The sequence below is a fragment of the Pseudomonas cucumis genome, assembly GCF_030687935.1.
GTDB classification, from domain to species: Bacteria; Pseudomonadota; Gammaproteobacteria; order Pseudomonadales; family Pseudomonadaceae; genus Aquipseudomonas; species Aquipseudomonas cucumis.
In genome coordinates this window covers 609,919-625,423 of sequence record NZ_CP117454.1, presented here as the reverse complement: position 1 = coordinate 625,423, position 15,505 = coordinate 609,919, and the positions used below count along the sequence as shown (strand labels likewise).

At 59.4% G+C, this 15,505-nt stretch carries 15 protein-coding genes; 7 read left to right on the top strand and 8 right to left on the bottom strand.

Going from position 1 to position 15,505, the window contains the following annotated elements; translation table 11 throughout:
• Positions 1-30 precede the first annotated feature (30 nt).
• Entirely contained in the window at positions 31-2,106 is a 2,076-nt protein-coding gene (locus PSH97_RS02695; protein ID WP_305447994.1) for an AsmA family protein, read from the bottom strand.
• A gap of 387 nt (positions 2,107-2,493) precedes the next feature.
• Between PSH97_RS02695 and PSH97_RS02690 the strand changes: the two genes are divergently transcribed.
• The 7 genes from PSH97_RS02690 (at position 2,494) to PSH97_RS02660 (ending at position 7,739) form a co-directional block, all read left to right on the top strand.
• Complete coding sequence (locus PSH97_RS02690) at positions 2,494-3,048, top strand: hypothetical protein (protein ID WP_305447993.1); 555 nt, start codon at positions 2,494-2,496, stop codon at positions 3,046-3,048.
• Between the two features lie 157 nt (positions 3,049-3,205).
• Positions 3,206-3,838: a TetR family transcriptional regulator gene (locus PSH97_RS02685; RefSeq protein WP_305447992.1), complete on the top strand. Its 633-nt coding sequence runs from the start codon at positions 3,206-3,208 to the stop codon at positions 3,836-3,838.
• A 192-nt stretch (positions 3,839-4,030) separates the two neighbouring features.
• A complete protein-coding gene (ureE, locus tag PSH97_RS02680) occupies positions 4,031-4,531 on the top strand; it encodes an urease accessory protein UreE (protein ID WP_007902732.1) in 501 nt (166 codons plus the stop codon).
• Positions 4,528-5,202 (top strand): urease accessory protein UreF, encoded by a 675-nt coding sequence (locus PSH97_RS02675; protein WP_305447991.1) that lies wholly within the window; start codon positions 4,528-4,530, stop codon positions 5,200-5,202. Before ureE ends, PSH97_RS02675 begins: the two co-directional genes overlap by 4 nt.
• 23 nt (positions 5,203-5,225) lie before the next feature.
• Positions 5,226-5,840: an urease accessory protein UreG gene (gene ureG / locus PSH97_RS02670; RefSeq protein ID WP_038360437.1), complete on the top strand. Its 615-nt coding sequence runs from the start codon at positions 5,226-5,228 to the stop codon at positions 5,838-5,840.
• 28 nt (positions 5,841-5,868) lie between these two features.
• Positions 5,869-6,441 (top strand): HupE/UreJ family protein, encoded by a 573-nt coding sequence (locus tag PSH97_RS02665; RefSeq protein ID WP_305447990.1) that lies wholly within the window; start codon positions 5,869-5,871, stop codon positions 6,439-6,441.
• A gap of 170 nt (positions 6,442-6,611) precedes the next feature.
• Positions 6,612-7,739 carry an AGE family epimerase/isomerase gene (locus PSH97_RS02660; RefSeq protein ID WP_305447989.1) on the top strand — a complete coding sequence of 376 codons (1,128 nt, stop codon included), beginning with the start codon at positions 6,612-6,614 and terminating at the stop codon, positions 7,737-7,739.
• 50 nt (positions 7,740-7,789) lie between these two features.
• Here PSH97_RS02660 and PSH97_RS02655 read toward each other — a convergent pair whose 3' ends face one another.
• The 7 genes from PSH97_RS02655 to PSH97_RS02625 form a co-directional block, all read right to left on the bottom strand.
• Complete coding sequence (locus PSH97_RS02655; RefSeq protein ID WP_305447988.1) at positions 7,790-8,695, bottom strand: cation diffusion facilitator family transporter; 906 nt, start codon at positions 8,693-8,695, stop codon at positions 7,790-7,792.
• Between the two features lie 90 nt (positions 8,696-8,785).
• A complete protein-coding gene (locus PSH97_RS02650) occupies positions 8,786-9,553 on the bottom strand; it encodes an SDR family oxidoreductase (RefSeq protein ID WP_095052905.1) in 768 nt (255 codons plus the stop codon).
• Between the two features lie 752 nt (positions 9,554-10,305).
• Positions 10,306-11,022, bottom strand: coding sequence for an ABC transporter ATP-binding protein (locus PSH97_RS02645; protein WP_030128307.1), 717 nt, complete (start codon positions 11,020-11,022; stop codon positions 10,306-10,308).
• On the bottom strand, positions 11,019-11,894 hold the full coding sequence (locus PSH97_RS02640) for an ABC transporter ATP-binding protein (RefSeq protein ID WP_305447987.1): 876 nt from the start codon (positions 11,892-11,894) through the stop codon (positions 11,019-11,021). Before PSH97_RS02640 ends, PSH97_RS02645 begins: the two co-directional genes overlap by 4 nt.
• Entirely contained in the window at positions 11,891-13,174 is a 1,284-nt protein-coding gene (gene livM / locus PSH97_RS02635; RefSeq protein ID WP_038978730.1) for a high-affinity branched-chain amino acid ABC transporter permease LivM, read from the bottom strand. Before livM ends, PSH97_RS02640 begins: the two co-directional genes overlap by 4 nt.
• 3 nt (positions 13,175-13,177) lie before the next feature.
• Positions 13,178-14,092, bottom strand: coding sequence for an ABC transporter permease subunit (locus tag PSH97_RS02630; RefSeq protein ID WP_030128310.1), 915 nt, complete (start codon positions 14,090-14,092; stop codon positions 13,178-13,180).
• Positions 14,093-14,262: 170 nt separating this feature from the next.
• A complete protein-coding gene (locus PSH97_RS02625; RefSeq protein WP_305447986.1) occupies positions 14,263-15,396 on the bottom strand; it encodes an ABC transporter substrate-binding protein in 1,134 nt (377 codons plus the stop codon).
• Between the last annotated feature and the right edge of the window lie 109 nt (positions 15,397-15,505).

Here is a 15,505-nt window from a genome sequence, read left to right as displayed (position 1 = left end):
GCTCGCGAAGGCGTCATCGCAGACACCCTATTACTTTGTAGGCTTAACCGTCACCGGCGCCTTGCCCGCCTTCATCTGCTCCAGCAACGGCGCACACTGATTCGGCTCACCACCGCTCGGCGCTATCAGCGCCAGCAAGCCCGCCGCCGGCGCGGCGATCACACCCAGTGCAACCATCCCGGCCCCACGCAGCATCAGCGGCACCGGTTTCACGCCCGCATCCGGCTTGATGAACTTGCCCCGCACATACAGCGGCGAACGCAGCGAAATCAAACGCCAGCCCTTGGATTCCGGAGAGATGGTCAGGTCCAGTTGCTCGGTCGCCATGTTCGCCGTGCCGTCGACGTAGACGATCGCGTTCTCGGTATCGAAAACGAACAGCCGCGTGGTCGCCAGACCGGCCTTGACCTCAAAATCGGCGGCCGCGCAATTGATCTTCACTTCTCGATCACCAAAGATCTTGCCCACCACATAGTTGCCGACGTTGAGCCCCGCCAACTCCATCAACTCACGACTGATAGCGCCGTCATTGATCAGCATCTTCAAATTGCCGTCGGCAGTGCCCAGCAGCTTGGCTACCGAGTTGCCCCGACCGACAAGATCGGCGTCGCCATTAAGCTCACCGAAACTGGTTTTCATCCGCTCCAGGGTGGGGAACAACTGCTTGAGCTTGAACTTGCGCGCGGTCAGTTTGGCCCGACCTTCCAAGGGCTCGGTGCGTCCGTCCAGACGAATCTGCGCATCCAGATTGCCACCGGCCACACCGAAACGCAGGGGTTCGAGGCTGAGCACACCATCAGTCAACACCACATGGGTGTAGAGATCGTTGAACGGCAGTTTTGCGCTGTGGACGATGCGTTTGCCGGTGAACTCCACATCAGCGTCCATGTCGCGCCAACGTTCAGTCCTGAACTCCTCGACCGGTAGCAGCTTGTCCGCCGGCTGCTTGCTTTCACCGCCACGGGCCTCTTGCTTGGCGTTGGAATCGGCACCGATCAGCGGTGCCAGGTCGGTAAACAGCAGTTGATCGGACTCCAGCGCCCCGCTGAGTTTGGGCCTTGGCTGGCTCGCCACGTAGGTCAGGTTGCCATGGATGTCACTCTGACCGATGGTGCCGTTGAACGCCTCATAACGGTACACCGCCCCGCCCGGCTCTTGCAGCTTGGCAATCAAGTGCCCGTCGGTGGCGTAAGGCGGGGTATCCGGCAGCGTCACGCCGATCAGCGGATAAAGATTACCCAGGCTGGCACCGGCCAGTTTCAGGCGCAAATCCAGGGCGCCGAGGTTCAATGGATCGGTGAGCGTGCCGGCCAGTTCGACGCTGGTGTCGGCGATCTTCATTTGCGCCTGAAGCGGGAACGGCTTGGTGGTGTCCTGTAAAGCCAGCAAGCCGCCGGTCTTGCCCTGGCCCGCGAGATTCTGACCGTGGTATTGGCCATTGACCTTCAATGCGAAGGCGTAATCCTGTGGCGAGCCACCCTTTTCAAGCGCTTTTTTTGCCGCTTTGTCTCCGACAATGTCGCTGAACGGAATCGGTTTGCCCAACGGATCGATGAGCAGATCAAGCTGAGTCTTCAGCTTCTGGTCGTCGAGCGTGACGTGGCCCTTGTCGAAGCCGATGGCACCGATGTCCAGCGCCCAGTTCGAAGGCTCGGCGTCGGGATCTTTGGGGTCGAACTTGAACGTCCAGTTGGCGCGGCCGTCCGCCAGACGTTGCAGGTCGGCATTGGGTTCGGTCAGGTCGATGCGCGGGATCACTACCCGCTGCGCCAGCAAGGCCAGCGGCGAAATGCGCAGCTCCACGCGTTTGAGGGTGGCCATCTGCGGTTGCTTCGACCAGTCCGGGTTGCCCAGGCTCAAATCCTCGGCCACCACATGCGGCCACGGCACCCAGGCCCGCCAGCCGCCCTCATCAGGCTCGCGCCGCCAGATCACCGCAAGGTTGCCATTGATGGTGAACGGACGATGCAGTTCTTCGGACACTTTGGCGTTCAGGGGCGGTTTGATCCGGTTCCAATCGAAGAACGCGATGATCAGCACCAGGACGGCCAGCAGGACAACGAGGCTGGCGAAGGTCCAGGCAAGAATTTTACGAGTGCGTGTCATTGCACAGGGCTCCTGAATACGACTGAGCGCCCCGACAGCGACGCACTGATGAAACGTTAGGCCAGAACCGGCCTGCCATGACATTTAGGACTGGGAAATGGCACGCAGGTTTAACCGAATAGGCGCTTAACACTCAAATAATCGGTTGGGGACACCCTGCTCCCTCATCCGGCGTTACCGCACCCGCACTTTTGCGAGGCGAGAGTGGGTCGAAAATACCCACCCCAGTGCAAAAAAACTCGCCGGAAACACCTGTTCTAGAGCGCCGCGGCCGAACAATCAATTCTGTTGATTATTACCATTGCGTTTATGAACTTTTATATCGACTTATCGAGAGTAGCATTGACCTCGTACCCACTTTATCGCCCTCCCAAGGAGCAACTCATCATGAAACGCGAATTACTGCTTAGCCTGACCCTCTCGATGTTAGCCAGCACCGCTTTTGCTTTGCCGGCCGCTGATCAGGCCACTCCACAAGCCAAAGACAGCCACTCGGTGTTCAGCCAGACCGTCGCCGCTGATGGTTCCGACCGCACCCCACAAGGTCAGACCCTGGCCGAAGGTGGCAATGATCGCCTGAAAGAAAAAGGCCTGATTACTCAGGACGGCTCGGACCGTACTCCACAAGGCCAGACCCTGGCGGCTGACGGTTCCGATCGCACTCCACAAGGCCAGACCCTGGCGGCTGACGGTTCCGATCGCACTCCACAAGGCCAGACCCTGGCGGCTGACGGTTCCGATCGCACTCCACAAGGCCAGACCCTGGCGGCTGACGGTTCCGATCGCACTCCACAAGGCCAGACCCTGGCGGCTGACGGTTCCGACCGCACCCCACAAGGCCAGACCCTGGCTGCTGACGGTTCCGATCGCACTCCACAAGGTCAAACCCTGGCTGAAGGCGGTGGTGACCGTGTAATCGAACGCAACAGCGCTGTGAGCTGAGCCCATGGCGGCCCCGAAAAAAAGCCCAATCCCCGGATTGGGCTTTTGATTTTATAGAAGCTGCATCTCCCCGCGTGATCTCCCGATAGTCGTTCGACGCCAGCGATGCCGATTTGCTAGAGTGCGCCGCTGTCCCTGTCCAGAAAACACCCTTGCGATGCTGCCCCGCGCCGAACAGAAACAACAGACCCGCAACGCCCTGATGGACGCTGCTCGCCACTTGATGGAAAGCGGCCGAGGATTCGGCAGCCTGAGCCTGCGCGAAGTGACCAGAACCGCCGGAATTGTACCCACCGGTTTCTACCGGCATTTCGCCGACATGGATGAACTGGGTCTGGTGCTGGTGAGCGAAGTCGGTCAGACCTTCCGTGAAACCATCCGCCTGGTGCGCCATAACGAGTTAGTCATGGGCGGCATCATCGACGCCTCGGTACGAATCTTTCTCGATGTGGTCACGGCCAATCGCTCGCAGTTCCTGTTTCTTGCCCGCGAACAGTACGGCGGTTCACTGCCGGTGCGTCAGGCCATTGGCCGCTTGCGCGAAGACATCAGCTCGGATTTGGCGGCTGACTTGGCGCTGATGCCGAAACTGCAGCATCTGGACATCGCAGGTTTGAGTGTCATGGCTGATCTGATCGTCAAAAGCGTGTTCGCGACACTGCCCGACATTATTGATCCCCCGGCCGAGGCGCTACCCGAGCATTTGACGCCGCAGGCGAAGATCACGCAGCAATTGCGCTTCATCTTCATCGGCCTAAAACACTGGCAAGGCCTCGGCAGCACCGAGTAACGCACTTCACCCTGCGGGAGCGGGCACTCGCTGCAATTTGGTGCGCAAAAAATCCTCTCGCACCAACTTCAATCAAAACCCTGCAACATCCTGAACCACCCTTCACGCTCCGACAGGCATTTCCTACCTATCACCCGATTGGCAAGCCCCTTGCTCTATCCCTGAGCATTGTCCATTGCTGGAAGCCTTCCGATGCTGGTGATTCATCGCAGAATCGACCCTCAACCCGTCTGGGCCGCCGAGTTGCACCTGACCTTCGAAGCCCGGAGCAAAAGCCGGTTGCGCTGTTTCAGTGCCGAGGGTGAAGACGTCGGGTTGTTTTTGGAGCGCGGTCAGCCGCCGCTGTATGACGGCGAATGCCTGCAAGCCGAAGACGGGCGCGTCGTTCGCGTCTGCGCTCGCCCCGAACAACTGCTACACGTCACCTGCGCCAACGCCTTCGAACTGACCCGCGCCGCCTATCACCTGGGCAACCGCCATGTGGCCTTGCAAGTCGGTGATGGCTGGTTGCGCCTGCTCGACGATTACGTGCTCAAGGCCATGCTCGAGCAACTGGGCGCCAACGCCGAGAACATCGAAGCGCCGTTCCAGCCGGAACACGGTGCCTATGGTGGCGGCCATCACCATTCGCGGCACGGTGACGAGGATTTCAACTACCCGCCGAAACTGCACCAGTTCGGCGTGCGTTTATGAACCCAGCCTGGGCGCTGCTGCGTCTGGCCAGCCCGCAGCTGCCGATTGGCGGCTACAGCTATTCCCAGGGTCTGGAGATGGCTGTGGATAACGGCCGCGTGGACGATCCCGACAGCGCGCGGCGCTGGATCAGCGATCAGTTGCTGCTGAACCTGGCGCGTTTCGAAGCGCCGCTACTGCTCGCCCATTGCACTGCTGCGGCCGAAGAAAACTGGGCCGAACTGCTGCAACGCTGCGAAGAACATCGCGCCAGCCGGGAAACCCGCGAGCTGCATCAGGAAAGTCGGCAGATGGGGTATTCGTTGAAGCAATTGCTCAACGGTTTACCGGAACTGGATGCGCCGGCCCGGGCCTTTCTCGACCAATGCCCTGAACCGCATCTGGCCCTTGGCTGGGCGCTGGCGGCCCGCGCCTGGCAGATCAGCCCGCAAGATGCGCTGGCCGCCTGGCTCTGGAGCTGGCTGGAAAACCAATTGGCGGTGCTGATGAAGACCTTGCCTCTGGGCCAGCAAGCCGCCCAGCGCCTGACCAGCGAACTGCTGCCGTTGTTGCAACAGGCGCAGCAAGACGCCACCCGAATCAACCCCGAACACACTGGCAGCGCCGCTTTCGGCCTGTCCCTGGCGTGCATGGCACATGAGCGCCAGTACAGCCGTCTGTTCCGTTCCTAGGGCCTTTTATTTTGGAGAATCACATGAACACACAACCTCTGCGCGTCGGCATCGGCGGGCCGGTCGGTTCCGGCAAAACCGCCCTGACCTTGGCCCTGTGCCTGGCCCTGCGCGACCGCTACAACCTGGCCGTCGTGACCAACGACATCTACACCCGCGAAGACGCCGACTTTCTTGTGCGCAACGAAGCCCTGGCGCCCGAGCGGATCATCGGCGTGGAAACCGGCGGCTGCCCCCACACCGCGATCCGCGAAGACGCCTCGATCAACCTTGAAGCGGTGGATCAACTGAACCGGCGTTTTCCCGGGCTGGATCTGATTCTGGTGGAGTCAGGCGGCGACAACCTCTCCGCGACCTTCAGCCCGGAACTGTCCGACCTGACTATCTACGTGATCGACGTTTCGGCCGGCGACAAACTGCCGCGCAAGGGCGGGCCGGGGATCTGCAAATCCGATTTGCTGGTGATCAACAAGATCGACCTCGCGCCGCTGGTAGGCGCCTCGCTAGAGATGATGGACAGCGACACCCAGCGCATGCGCAACGGCAAACCGTTCGTCTTCAGCAACCAGAAAACCGGCCAGGGCCTGGAAGCAATCATCGCCTTCATCGAACGCCAGGGCTTGCTGACTGCGGCCTGATCACACTTATCAACAAGGAAGCTTATCCATGACACTGAAACGCATTCTGGGCACCATGGCCCTGCTGTTGACCCCGGCCATCGCGTTCGCTCACCCGGGCCACGGCGACAATGGTTTGATGGCCGGCCTCAGCCACCCGATCGGCGGCCTCGATCACTTGCTGGCAATGGTTGCCGTGGGGTTGTGGGCCGCGCAGCAGAAAGGCGCCGCGCGTTGGGCGCTGCCGTGCTCGTTCGTGGGCACTATGCTGATCGGCGGCCTGCTGGGGTTTGAAGGGCTGAACCTGCCGGCACTGGAAAGCGGGATTGCCGCATCGGTATTGGCATTGGGCCTGGCGGTGGCTTTGGCGGTGCGTCCGCCGTTGAGCCTGGCGGTGACTGCGACCGCATTGTTCGCGCTGTTTCATGGCGTGGCGCATGGTCTGGAGTTGCCGGAGATGTCGAGCCCATGGGCGTATGCCGCGGGGTTTGTGGCAGCGACAGCGGCTTTGCATGCCGCAGGTTATGCGGTGGTTCGCGTCTTGCCTCAGGCCGCGGCACCGTTGATTCGACTGGCGGGTGCGGCTTCAGCCATGACCGGCGCCTGGTTGCTGGCGGGTTGATTGATCGTTCCCACGCTCTGCGTGGGAATGCAGCCCGGGACGCTCCGCGTCCCTTTCGAAGCGGACGCGGAGCGTCCAATGAGGCATTCCCACGCGGAGCGTGGGAACGATCGACGCGCTCACTCTGCTACCATGTCGCGCAATCGCCCCTGCCGTGACGACGCCAGCCAATGCCCTCTGTTTCCCGCTCTGCTTCCCAGCCTGAATTGACCGCCCTGTTCGCCTCGGTGCAACAGCACTTCCAGGACGTGATCGTGCCGCTCTGGCAAGGCCCCGGCTGGAACGCCGACATGGCATTGCCGTATGAAGCGCTGGACGCCGAGCATCGACCATTGCCACCTCAGCGCTATCGGGCCATGGCTTGCGCGCGGCAGCTGTACCTGTTTGCCAGCCTGATCGGCCAAGTGCCGCAAGCCGAAGAACGTGCGGCGGCACTGTTCCGATCCTTGCAACAGCATTTCCACGATGCCGAGCATGGCGGCTGGTTCTACAGCATCGACCCGCAAGGTGCGCCGCAGGATCAGCGCAAAGACCTCTACACCCACGCCTTCATCCTGTTCGCCTGCGCCCATTACTGGGACAAGGTGCGCGAACCGCTGGTGGAGTCGGTGCTCAACGCCACTCTGGAAGTATTGGCGCAACGCTTCGCCACAGGCGACGGCCTGTACGAAGCCAGCCTGGACCGTGATTGGTCCTCGCTCAACTCCGGGCCGCTGCAGAATCCATTGATGCATTTGGCCGAAGCCTTCCTCGCCATCCTTTCAGTGCGCGAGGACGCTGCTGTGCAGGGCGCGCTTATCGAGTTATGCACAGCCATGCAGAAGCGCTTCATCGACCCGCAACACGCGGTATTGATGGAAAAGCCGCTGGGCGCTGTGGATAACTGGTTCGAGCCAGGCCATCAGTTCGAATGGTATTTCCTGCTGGAGTCCTCACCCTTGCTGCGCGTCTCCAAACTGCATGCGTCGCTGGACTGCGCCTTTACGTTTACCGAGCAACTGGGCGTGGATCAACAGACCGGAGCTGTGTGCGCGATGCTGGAGCTGGACGACCATCCTCGTGATGCGACCCAACGCATCTGGGCCCAGGCTGAATACCTGCGTGCCCTGACCTTGCGCCCAAACAGCGAAGCGTCCGTGCAGCGCCAATTGCAGGCGCTGCAACAGCGCTTTTTACATGCGGGTGGCTGGTATGAGTGTCGCGATGAGCAGGGCGAAGTAAGCCGCAAGGACATGCCTTCGACCACGCCTTATCACTTGGCGACCTGTTATCGCGGGTTGGCTGACTACCTCGGTTGAGTTTTTTGTGGCGAAGGGGCTTGACCCCCTCGCCACAGGTCACCAGCCCATCAGGCAATCCACTTCCTGTCCCCGGTAAAACTGATGGTCAACCATCTCGCCGCATCCGGCTTGCCGAGCTTCGCGGAAATCTCCTCCCGCAGCGCATCCAGCTGTTTCACGCTCTGCAGCCGGTAATCCGCCGGCAACACCACGTGAATCTCGATAAACCGCGCCCGTCCGTGCTTCTGCACGTAGGAGATGTAGTCGTCGAAACCATGTTCGACTTTGGCCACGTCCATAACCTGGCGCACGGTGTCATTCAATTGATCGGGAGCAATCCCCAGCACATCTTGCAACGCTGGGCCGAGAATCTTGAAGGCCGGTGGCAGCATGCTCAGCGCCAGCAGAATCAGGATCAATGGGTCGACATACACCGCCCACTCGTCATAGCCCTGGCTCTTGAGCAGCAGCGCGGCGAGAAAACTGACCAGCAGGCCCACCGAAAGCATCGCGTCCACCAGCCAACTGATGTTGTCGAACTGGATCAGCGTTGATTTGAGCTTTCGATTGCGATGGCGGACGTAGAAGAAATAAGCGAACTCGACGACGGTGAACACCGCCGCGTAGATGATCACCAACCCAAGCTCGATCTCACGACCGCCATTGATAATGCCGAACACACCGTTGAGAAAGGCGTAGATCGCAATCAACAACAGAAAACTGCCTTCGATCAGCAGCACCATGGGCTCCAGGTGCCAGAAGCCGAACTGGAAGCGATGGTTGCTTTCTTTGGCGATCAGTTTGGCGGTGATCAACATAAGGACCTTGATGAAGGTCGCGATCAACGAGAAAAAACCATCGAACAGGATGGATTGGGCACCAGAAATAAAACCGGTGACGATCCCGGCGATCGCCACGGCGAACATCAGGATGGTCGATTGTTTGAGCAGCGACTGCTCACCTCGGTTACTCACGTAGACTCCTCTGAAAACCTTGAAACCGCGGGGTGCGGCGGGGTTATTGGGAAGGAGTCTACCTTATGTCCTGCTTTGTCTATCCCGGCCTTACGCCTTGGCATTACGCTCAATGGCAAACCCGCTCCAGGTCTGGCTCACCGGCATCAGTTCGAGGCTGTTGATGTTGATGTGGGCCGGTGCGTTGAGCACCCAGAAAATGGTCTCGGCGATGTCTTGCGGCTGGATCGGCTCGGCGCCGGCGTACGTGGCGTTGTAACGCTCCTGGTCACCGGCGAAACGCACCAGCGAGAACTCGCTCTCGCACAGGCCCGGTTCGATGTTGCTGACCCGCACGCCCGTACCTTGCAGGTCGCAACGCAAGTTCAGGGAGAACTGTTTGACGAACGCCTTGCTCGCGCCGTACACGTGGCTGCCCGGGTACGGGTAGTTGCCGGCGATCGAACCGAGGTTGACGATGCTGGCGCCACGACCATGAGCGATCAAACGCGGCAACAACAGGCGAGTGCTGTACATCAAGCCTTTGATGTTGGTGTCGACCATGGTGTCCCAATCATCAAGATCGCACTTGGGGGCCGGGTCCACGCCCAAGGCCAGGCCGGCGTTGTTGATCAGCCCGCGCAGCTTGGCGAAGGACGGCGGCAGGTTGGCAATCGCCTCCTCCATGGCCTTGCGATCCCGTACGTCGAGCACCAGGCCATGGACCTCGGTCTGCTTCGACAACTCAGCGCACAGGGCATTGAGGCGCTCTTCACGACGACCTGTCAGCACCAGTTTCCAGCCGGCTTCGGCAAAACGACGGGCACAGGCTTCACCAAAACCGGAGGTTGCGCCGGTAATAAAGAGGGTGTTGGACATCGTGTTCTCCTTGCTTCGGCTGATCGACAGCCCTTGGAATAGAAAATCAGTTGCCAGCATGCCCGGCCTTGTCCACAGCGGCAACCATCGTAAAAACCGTACAAAAAACAATCAACACCGGCAACGCCATATGGGCCGTGGCTTGCAGCCATGTACGCGCACCTTATCCACAGGCCGGTCCACAGTTTCCGGGGGCAAGTGCAAAAGCTGCAAGCCGCTGTCCACAAGGCTTTGCGGGCAGATTAGAAAGTTTTTTGCTTGACCCTCGGGTGCCTGCTGTGTAGCCCCGGGCAATTTGCACGACCGGGCGGTCAAACCGACGATGGCGCCAAGCCAGTAACTACGGCCCTCAGCGGACTCTTTCCAGAGTTTAACCACAGACTTATCCACAGGCTTGTCCACCTCGATTCATAACCTGTTTGCCCCTAACAAAAAGGTTGACAAAGCCGGCTCGAGGTCCAGCAAAAACACCTGATCAAAAAACAACCACATCTCTGTAAGCCACGGATTCAAAGGCTTTCAGCCAGCTACTCCCACGTTATTCACAGCCAGCTCCACAGCAAACGGGGACAAGTCAAAACCGTGACAAAACAGCAATTTGCAGCGGCTTTATGTCGCGCTTTGAGAGGTCATGAATATTGTTTTCCACAATTTCCCTTTACCTCAAAGCACCATCCTGTGCAGGAGCTTCTGCGAGCATAAAAAAACGCCCTGACGTGGAGTTCGTCAGGGCGTTTTTTTGGGCTTTTCGGTTAGTGGCCGCCGAGGTAGGCGTTACGCACCTCATCGTTCACCAGCAGCTCCTTGCCGGTGCCGCTGAGGCGAATCTCGCCGTTGACCATCACGTACGCCCGGTCCGACAACTTGAGGGCGTGGTTGGCGTTCTGCTCCACCAGGAAGATGGTCATACCGGTGCTGGCCAGTTCCCGCAGGGTCGCGAAGATCTGTTTCACCACAATCGGCGCCAGCCCCAGGCTCGGCTCATCGAGCAGCAACAGCTTCGGCCGACTCATAAGGGCCCGGGCGATGGCGAGCATTTGCTGTTCGCCGCCCGACATGGTCATGGCGCGTTGGGTACGCCGCTCTTCGAGCCGTGGAAACAACTCGAACATGCGCTGCATGTCTTCCTTGGCGTACTTGTCACCGATAGGAATGGTGCCCATCAACAGGTTTTCCTCGACGGTCATGTCAGGGAACACCCGCCGGCCTTCCGGCGATTGAGCGATGCCGTTTGACGCAATGTAGTGGGACGACTTGTGCGTGATATCCACACCCTGATAGATGATTTGCCCGTCAGCGGCCCGCGGCTGGCCGAAGATCGACATCAACAGGGTCGATTTGCCGGCGCCGTTGGAGCCGATCAGGCTGACGGTTTCACCTTCATTGATGTGCAACGAAACTTTCTTCAGGGCCTGAATCGGCCCGTAGAACACGTCCAGATCCTTGAGTTCGAGGATGGGTGCACTCATACCACTTCCTCTTCTTCGGCGCCCAGGTAGGCGGCAATCACTTTCGGATCGTGTCGAATCGCTTCAGGCCCGCCCTCGGCGATGACAACGCCGTGGTCCAGTACAACGATGTGGTCGGAAATACTCATTACCATGCCCATGTCGTGTTCGATCAGCACCACAGTCAGATCGTGCTCGTCGCGCAGCAGCCGGATCATCGCGCTCAGCGCTTCGGTTTCCTGAGGGTTAAGGCCGGCGGCCGGTTCGTCGAGGCAGATGATCTGTGGCCGGGTGCACATGGCCCGGGCGATTTCCAGACGGCGTTGTTGACCGTAGGACAGTTCACCGGCCAGGCGGTTGGCGCAGTCCACCAGGTCCACCACTTCCAGCCAATAGAACGCATGGTCCAGCGCATCGCTTTCGGCTTTGCGGTAACCCTTGGTGTTGAAAATCCCCGAAAGCAGGTTGCGGTTGACCCACATATGCTGGGCCACCAGCAGGTTTTCCAGCACCGACATTTCCTTGAACAGGCGAATGTTCTGGAAAGTCCGCGCCAGACCGGCACGGTTGATCAGGTGCGTGCCACCGAACATCTTGTAGTGGAGCCGGCTGACGAAGCTTTTCGGCGAAACGAAATCAACGGCCTTGAACGGTTCCCCGAGCATTTTGATGACGTCGGTTTTCACCCCACGGGCATTGAGTTCGATATGCCCGCCGGACGCTTTATAGAACCCGGTCAGGCAGTTGAACACCGTGGTCTTGCCCGCACCGTTGGGGCCGATCAACGCAAAAATCGAGTTGCGTTTGACTTGCAGGCTTACGTTACTAAGGGCCTTGATGCCGCCAAAGTGCATCATCAGATTTTCGACCGAGAGAACGATTTCTTCGCTCATGGCGCCACTCCTTTACGTGGGGTCACACCGGTACGGCTGATCCGGATCAGGCCGCGCGGTCGCCAGATCATCATCAACACCATCAGGATGCCGAACAGCAGCACGCGATATTCAGCGAAGCCGCGCAGCAGTTCCGGGGCGACCGTCAGCACGAACGCCGCGATCACCACGCCGATGGTCGAACCCATGCCGCCGAGCACCACGATGGCGAGGATCAGTGCCGACTCGAAGAAGGTAAATGAAGTCGGGTTGACGAAACCCTGATAGGTGGCGAAGAACACACCCGCCAGACCGGCAGTCGATGCACCGATGGTGAACGCCGACAGCTTGACCAGTACGTGATTCAGGCCCATGGAACGGCAGGCGATTTCGTCTTCGCGCAAGGCTTCCCACGCGCGACCGACCGGCATGCGGGTCAAGCGGTGCTTGATGTACAGCACGGCCAGAACCACCAGAAACAATACCGCGTATATGAAGTAGTACTTCACGTCCGGGTTATAGGCGATGCCGAAGAACTCATGGAACGGGACGCCGCCCTCCTTCGCTCTTTTACCGAACTCGAGGCCGAAGAAGGTCGGCAACGGAGCCGCCATGCCGTTCGGACCTCCAGTCAGGGACAGCCAGTTATTGAGGATCAACCGGATGATTTCACCAAACCCCAGGGTCACGATCGCCAGGTAATCACCGTGCAAGCGCAGCACCGGGAAACCCAGGATGCAACCGGCCAACCCGGCAGTGATTGCCGCCAGCGGCAGCACCGTCCAGAAACCCAGCCCCAGGTATTGATAACCGAGCGCCAGCCCGTAGGCACCGATGGCGTAGAACGCCACGTAACCCAGGTCGAGCAGGCCGGCCAGGCCGACCACGATGTTCAGCCCCAGGCCCAGCAATACGTAGATCAGCCCGAGGATGACCACGCCCAGCAGGTAGGAGTTGGAGAAAAACGGAAACACCACGGCAATAACGATCATCACCGGGATGATCCAGCGCAAGCGGGATTTGTAATCAGGTGGCAGTACATGAACCCCGGAGCCGGTGCTTTCAAAGCCTTCAAGAATTCTCAGGCCCTTGGGGGTTTGCAGGAACAGGCTCAAGGCAAAGCGGCCGGCCATGACGATGGCAACAATCCATGCCACCCGGGTCGCCTCCAGGTTGAAGCCGTAGCCGTCCAGGACTACACCGACAATCGGGCCGAACACAATCAGGGCTACCAGGCCGGCAAGAATCGCGTCAACCAGGCTTCTTTTGAGATCAATGGTTTTTTTAGTGGTTGAAGACATCGCTTACACCTTCGACACAAGAGGACGGCCGAGCAGGCCTTGGGGCCGAAAGACCAGAACGAGAACGAGCAGCGAGAAGCTGAAAACGTCTTTGTAGTCCGAGTTGACCAAGCCTGAGAACAGCGACTCGGAGATCCCGAGAATGATCCCGCCGAGCATCGCCCCAGGCAGCGAGCCGATCCCACCGAGCACCGCGGCGGTGAACGCCTTGATGCCAATGATGAAGCCCGCGTAGAAGTCGAATGTGCCGTAGTTCATGGTGATCAGCACACCCGCCAGGGCTGCCATCGCGGCACCGATGATGAACACGTAGGAGATGACGCGATCGGTGTTGATACCCAGGATCGAGGCCATCTTGCGGTCTTGCTGGGTGGCGCGGCACATACGGCCGAGCTTGGTGTACTTGATGACGTAGGTCAGCAGGGCCATACCGACAAACGCTGCGATCAGAATGAAGATTTTGGTGTAGGTCAGCTGGACGAAGCCGGTCCCGACTTCAACTCGCCATGCACCGGTCAGCAGTGTCGGTACGCCTTGTTGACGGGCGCCTTGGGAAATCTGTGCATAGTTTTGCAGGATCAACGAAATACCGATGGCGCTGATCAGCGGTGCCAGTCGGGTGGAGTTGCGCAGCGGTTTGTAGGCGACGCGCTCGATGACCCAGCCATACACCGCCGTGACGATGATGGTGAAGACGAGTGTGCCAAGCATCAACAGGGGGAAGGATTCAATACCGAAGTAGGCCAGCAGAGCCAGACTGATCGCCGCGAGGTAAGCGGAAATCATGTAAACCTCGCCGTGGGCGAAGTTGATCATGCCGATGATGCCATAGACCATTGTGTAGCCGATGGCGATCAGGCCGTAGACCGACCCGAGGGTCAGGCCGTTGACCAGTTGCTGCAGGAAAATACCATCCATAACGCAATCTCACGCATTTGAGAGACTGCACAAAAACCGGATGCGCCGGACCGGGGTTCAGCCGCCGACGCAACACGGTGATATGCAGCTCTACGAGAAAAGACAGGTACAACACGGACATGTTCTTTGATTGCCCGGCGCACAAGACGCCGGGCAATCAACCAGTCATATCACTTCTGTTTTTCCAGCTGGTGGTATTTGCCATCCTTGTCCCACTGGTAAACCACGTAGTCGGAGACTTTCAGGTCGCCCTTGGCGTCCCAGGTCTTCTCGCCCATCACGGTTTTAACCGGATTTTTCTTCAGCCACTCGGCGGCTTTCTCGCCATTGTTGGATTTGGAGCCATTGAAGGCTGCGGCCAGAGCCTGGACCGAAGCATAGGCGTACAGGGTGTAGCCTTCAGGCTCGGTGCCTTTCTTGCGGAACTCGTCCACTACGGTCTTGCTGTCTGGCAGCAGGCGTGGGTCGGCACCAAAGGTCATCAGCACGCCGTCAACGAATTGCGGACCGCCAGCGGTGGTCACCAGTTCGTCGGTTACGATGCCGTCGTCGGACATGAACTTGACGTCTTTGAGACCTTGCTCACGCAGTTGACGAACCAGAGGACCGGCTTCCGGATGCAGGCCACCGAAGTAAACGACGTCGGCGCCAGCGCCGCGGATTTTGGTGACGATGGTGCTGAAATCTTTTTCGCCACGGGTCAGGCCTTCGTACAGGACCGGCGTCACGCCGCGCTTGGCCAACTGAGCCTTGGTAGCATCCGCCAGACCTTGACCGTAGGTATCCTTGTCGTGCAGAACCACGACTTTCTTGCCCTTGAGCACGTCGACGATGTAGTCGCCGGCCACGATGCCTTGCTGGTCGTCACGCCCACACATACGGAACATGGCACTCAGACCGCGCTCGGTAACAGCCGGGTTGGTGGAACCTGGCGTGATCGCGATGATGCCCGCTTCGTCGTAGATCTCGGAGGCCGGGATGGTCGACGAGGAGCAGAAGTGACCGACTACGCCAGCGACTTTCTGGTTGGTCAGGTCCTTGGCGACCGTCACAGCCTGTTTCGGTTCGCAGGCGTCATCACCTTTGACCAGTACGATTTTTTCCCCGTTGACACCGCCAGCGGCGTTGACTGCATCAGCCGCTGCCTGCGCACCCTTCATGTACTGCTCGCCAAATGCCGCGTTGGCGCCCGTCATTGGACCCGCTACGCCGATCTTGATGTCAGCCTGAGCAAACGCAGAAACACCCAACGCAGTTGCCACTGCGAGGGCCAGAAAGCCTTTCTTGTAAAACGTCTGGGACATGAGGTGGTGCTCCAAGGTTTTTTTTAGTTGGCACTGCGACTTCACTGAATGCTCAGAGCAAGGGCCGTGCCATCGGTTTTTTATTCTGGGAAAAGTCGCTGCCTTATTG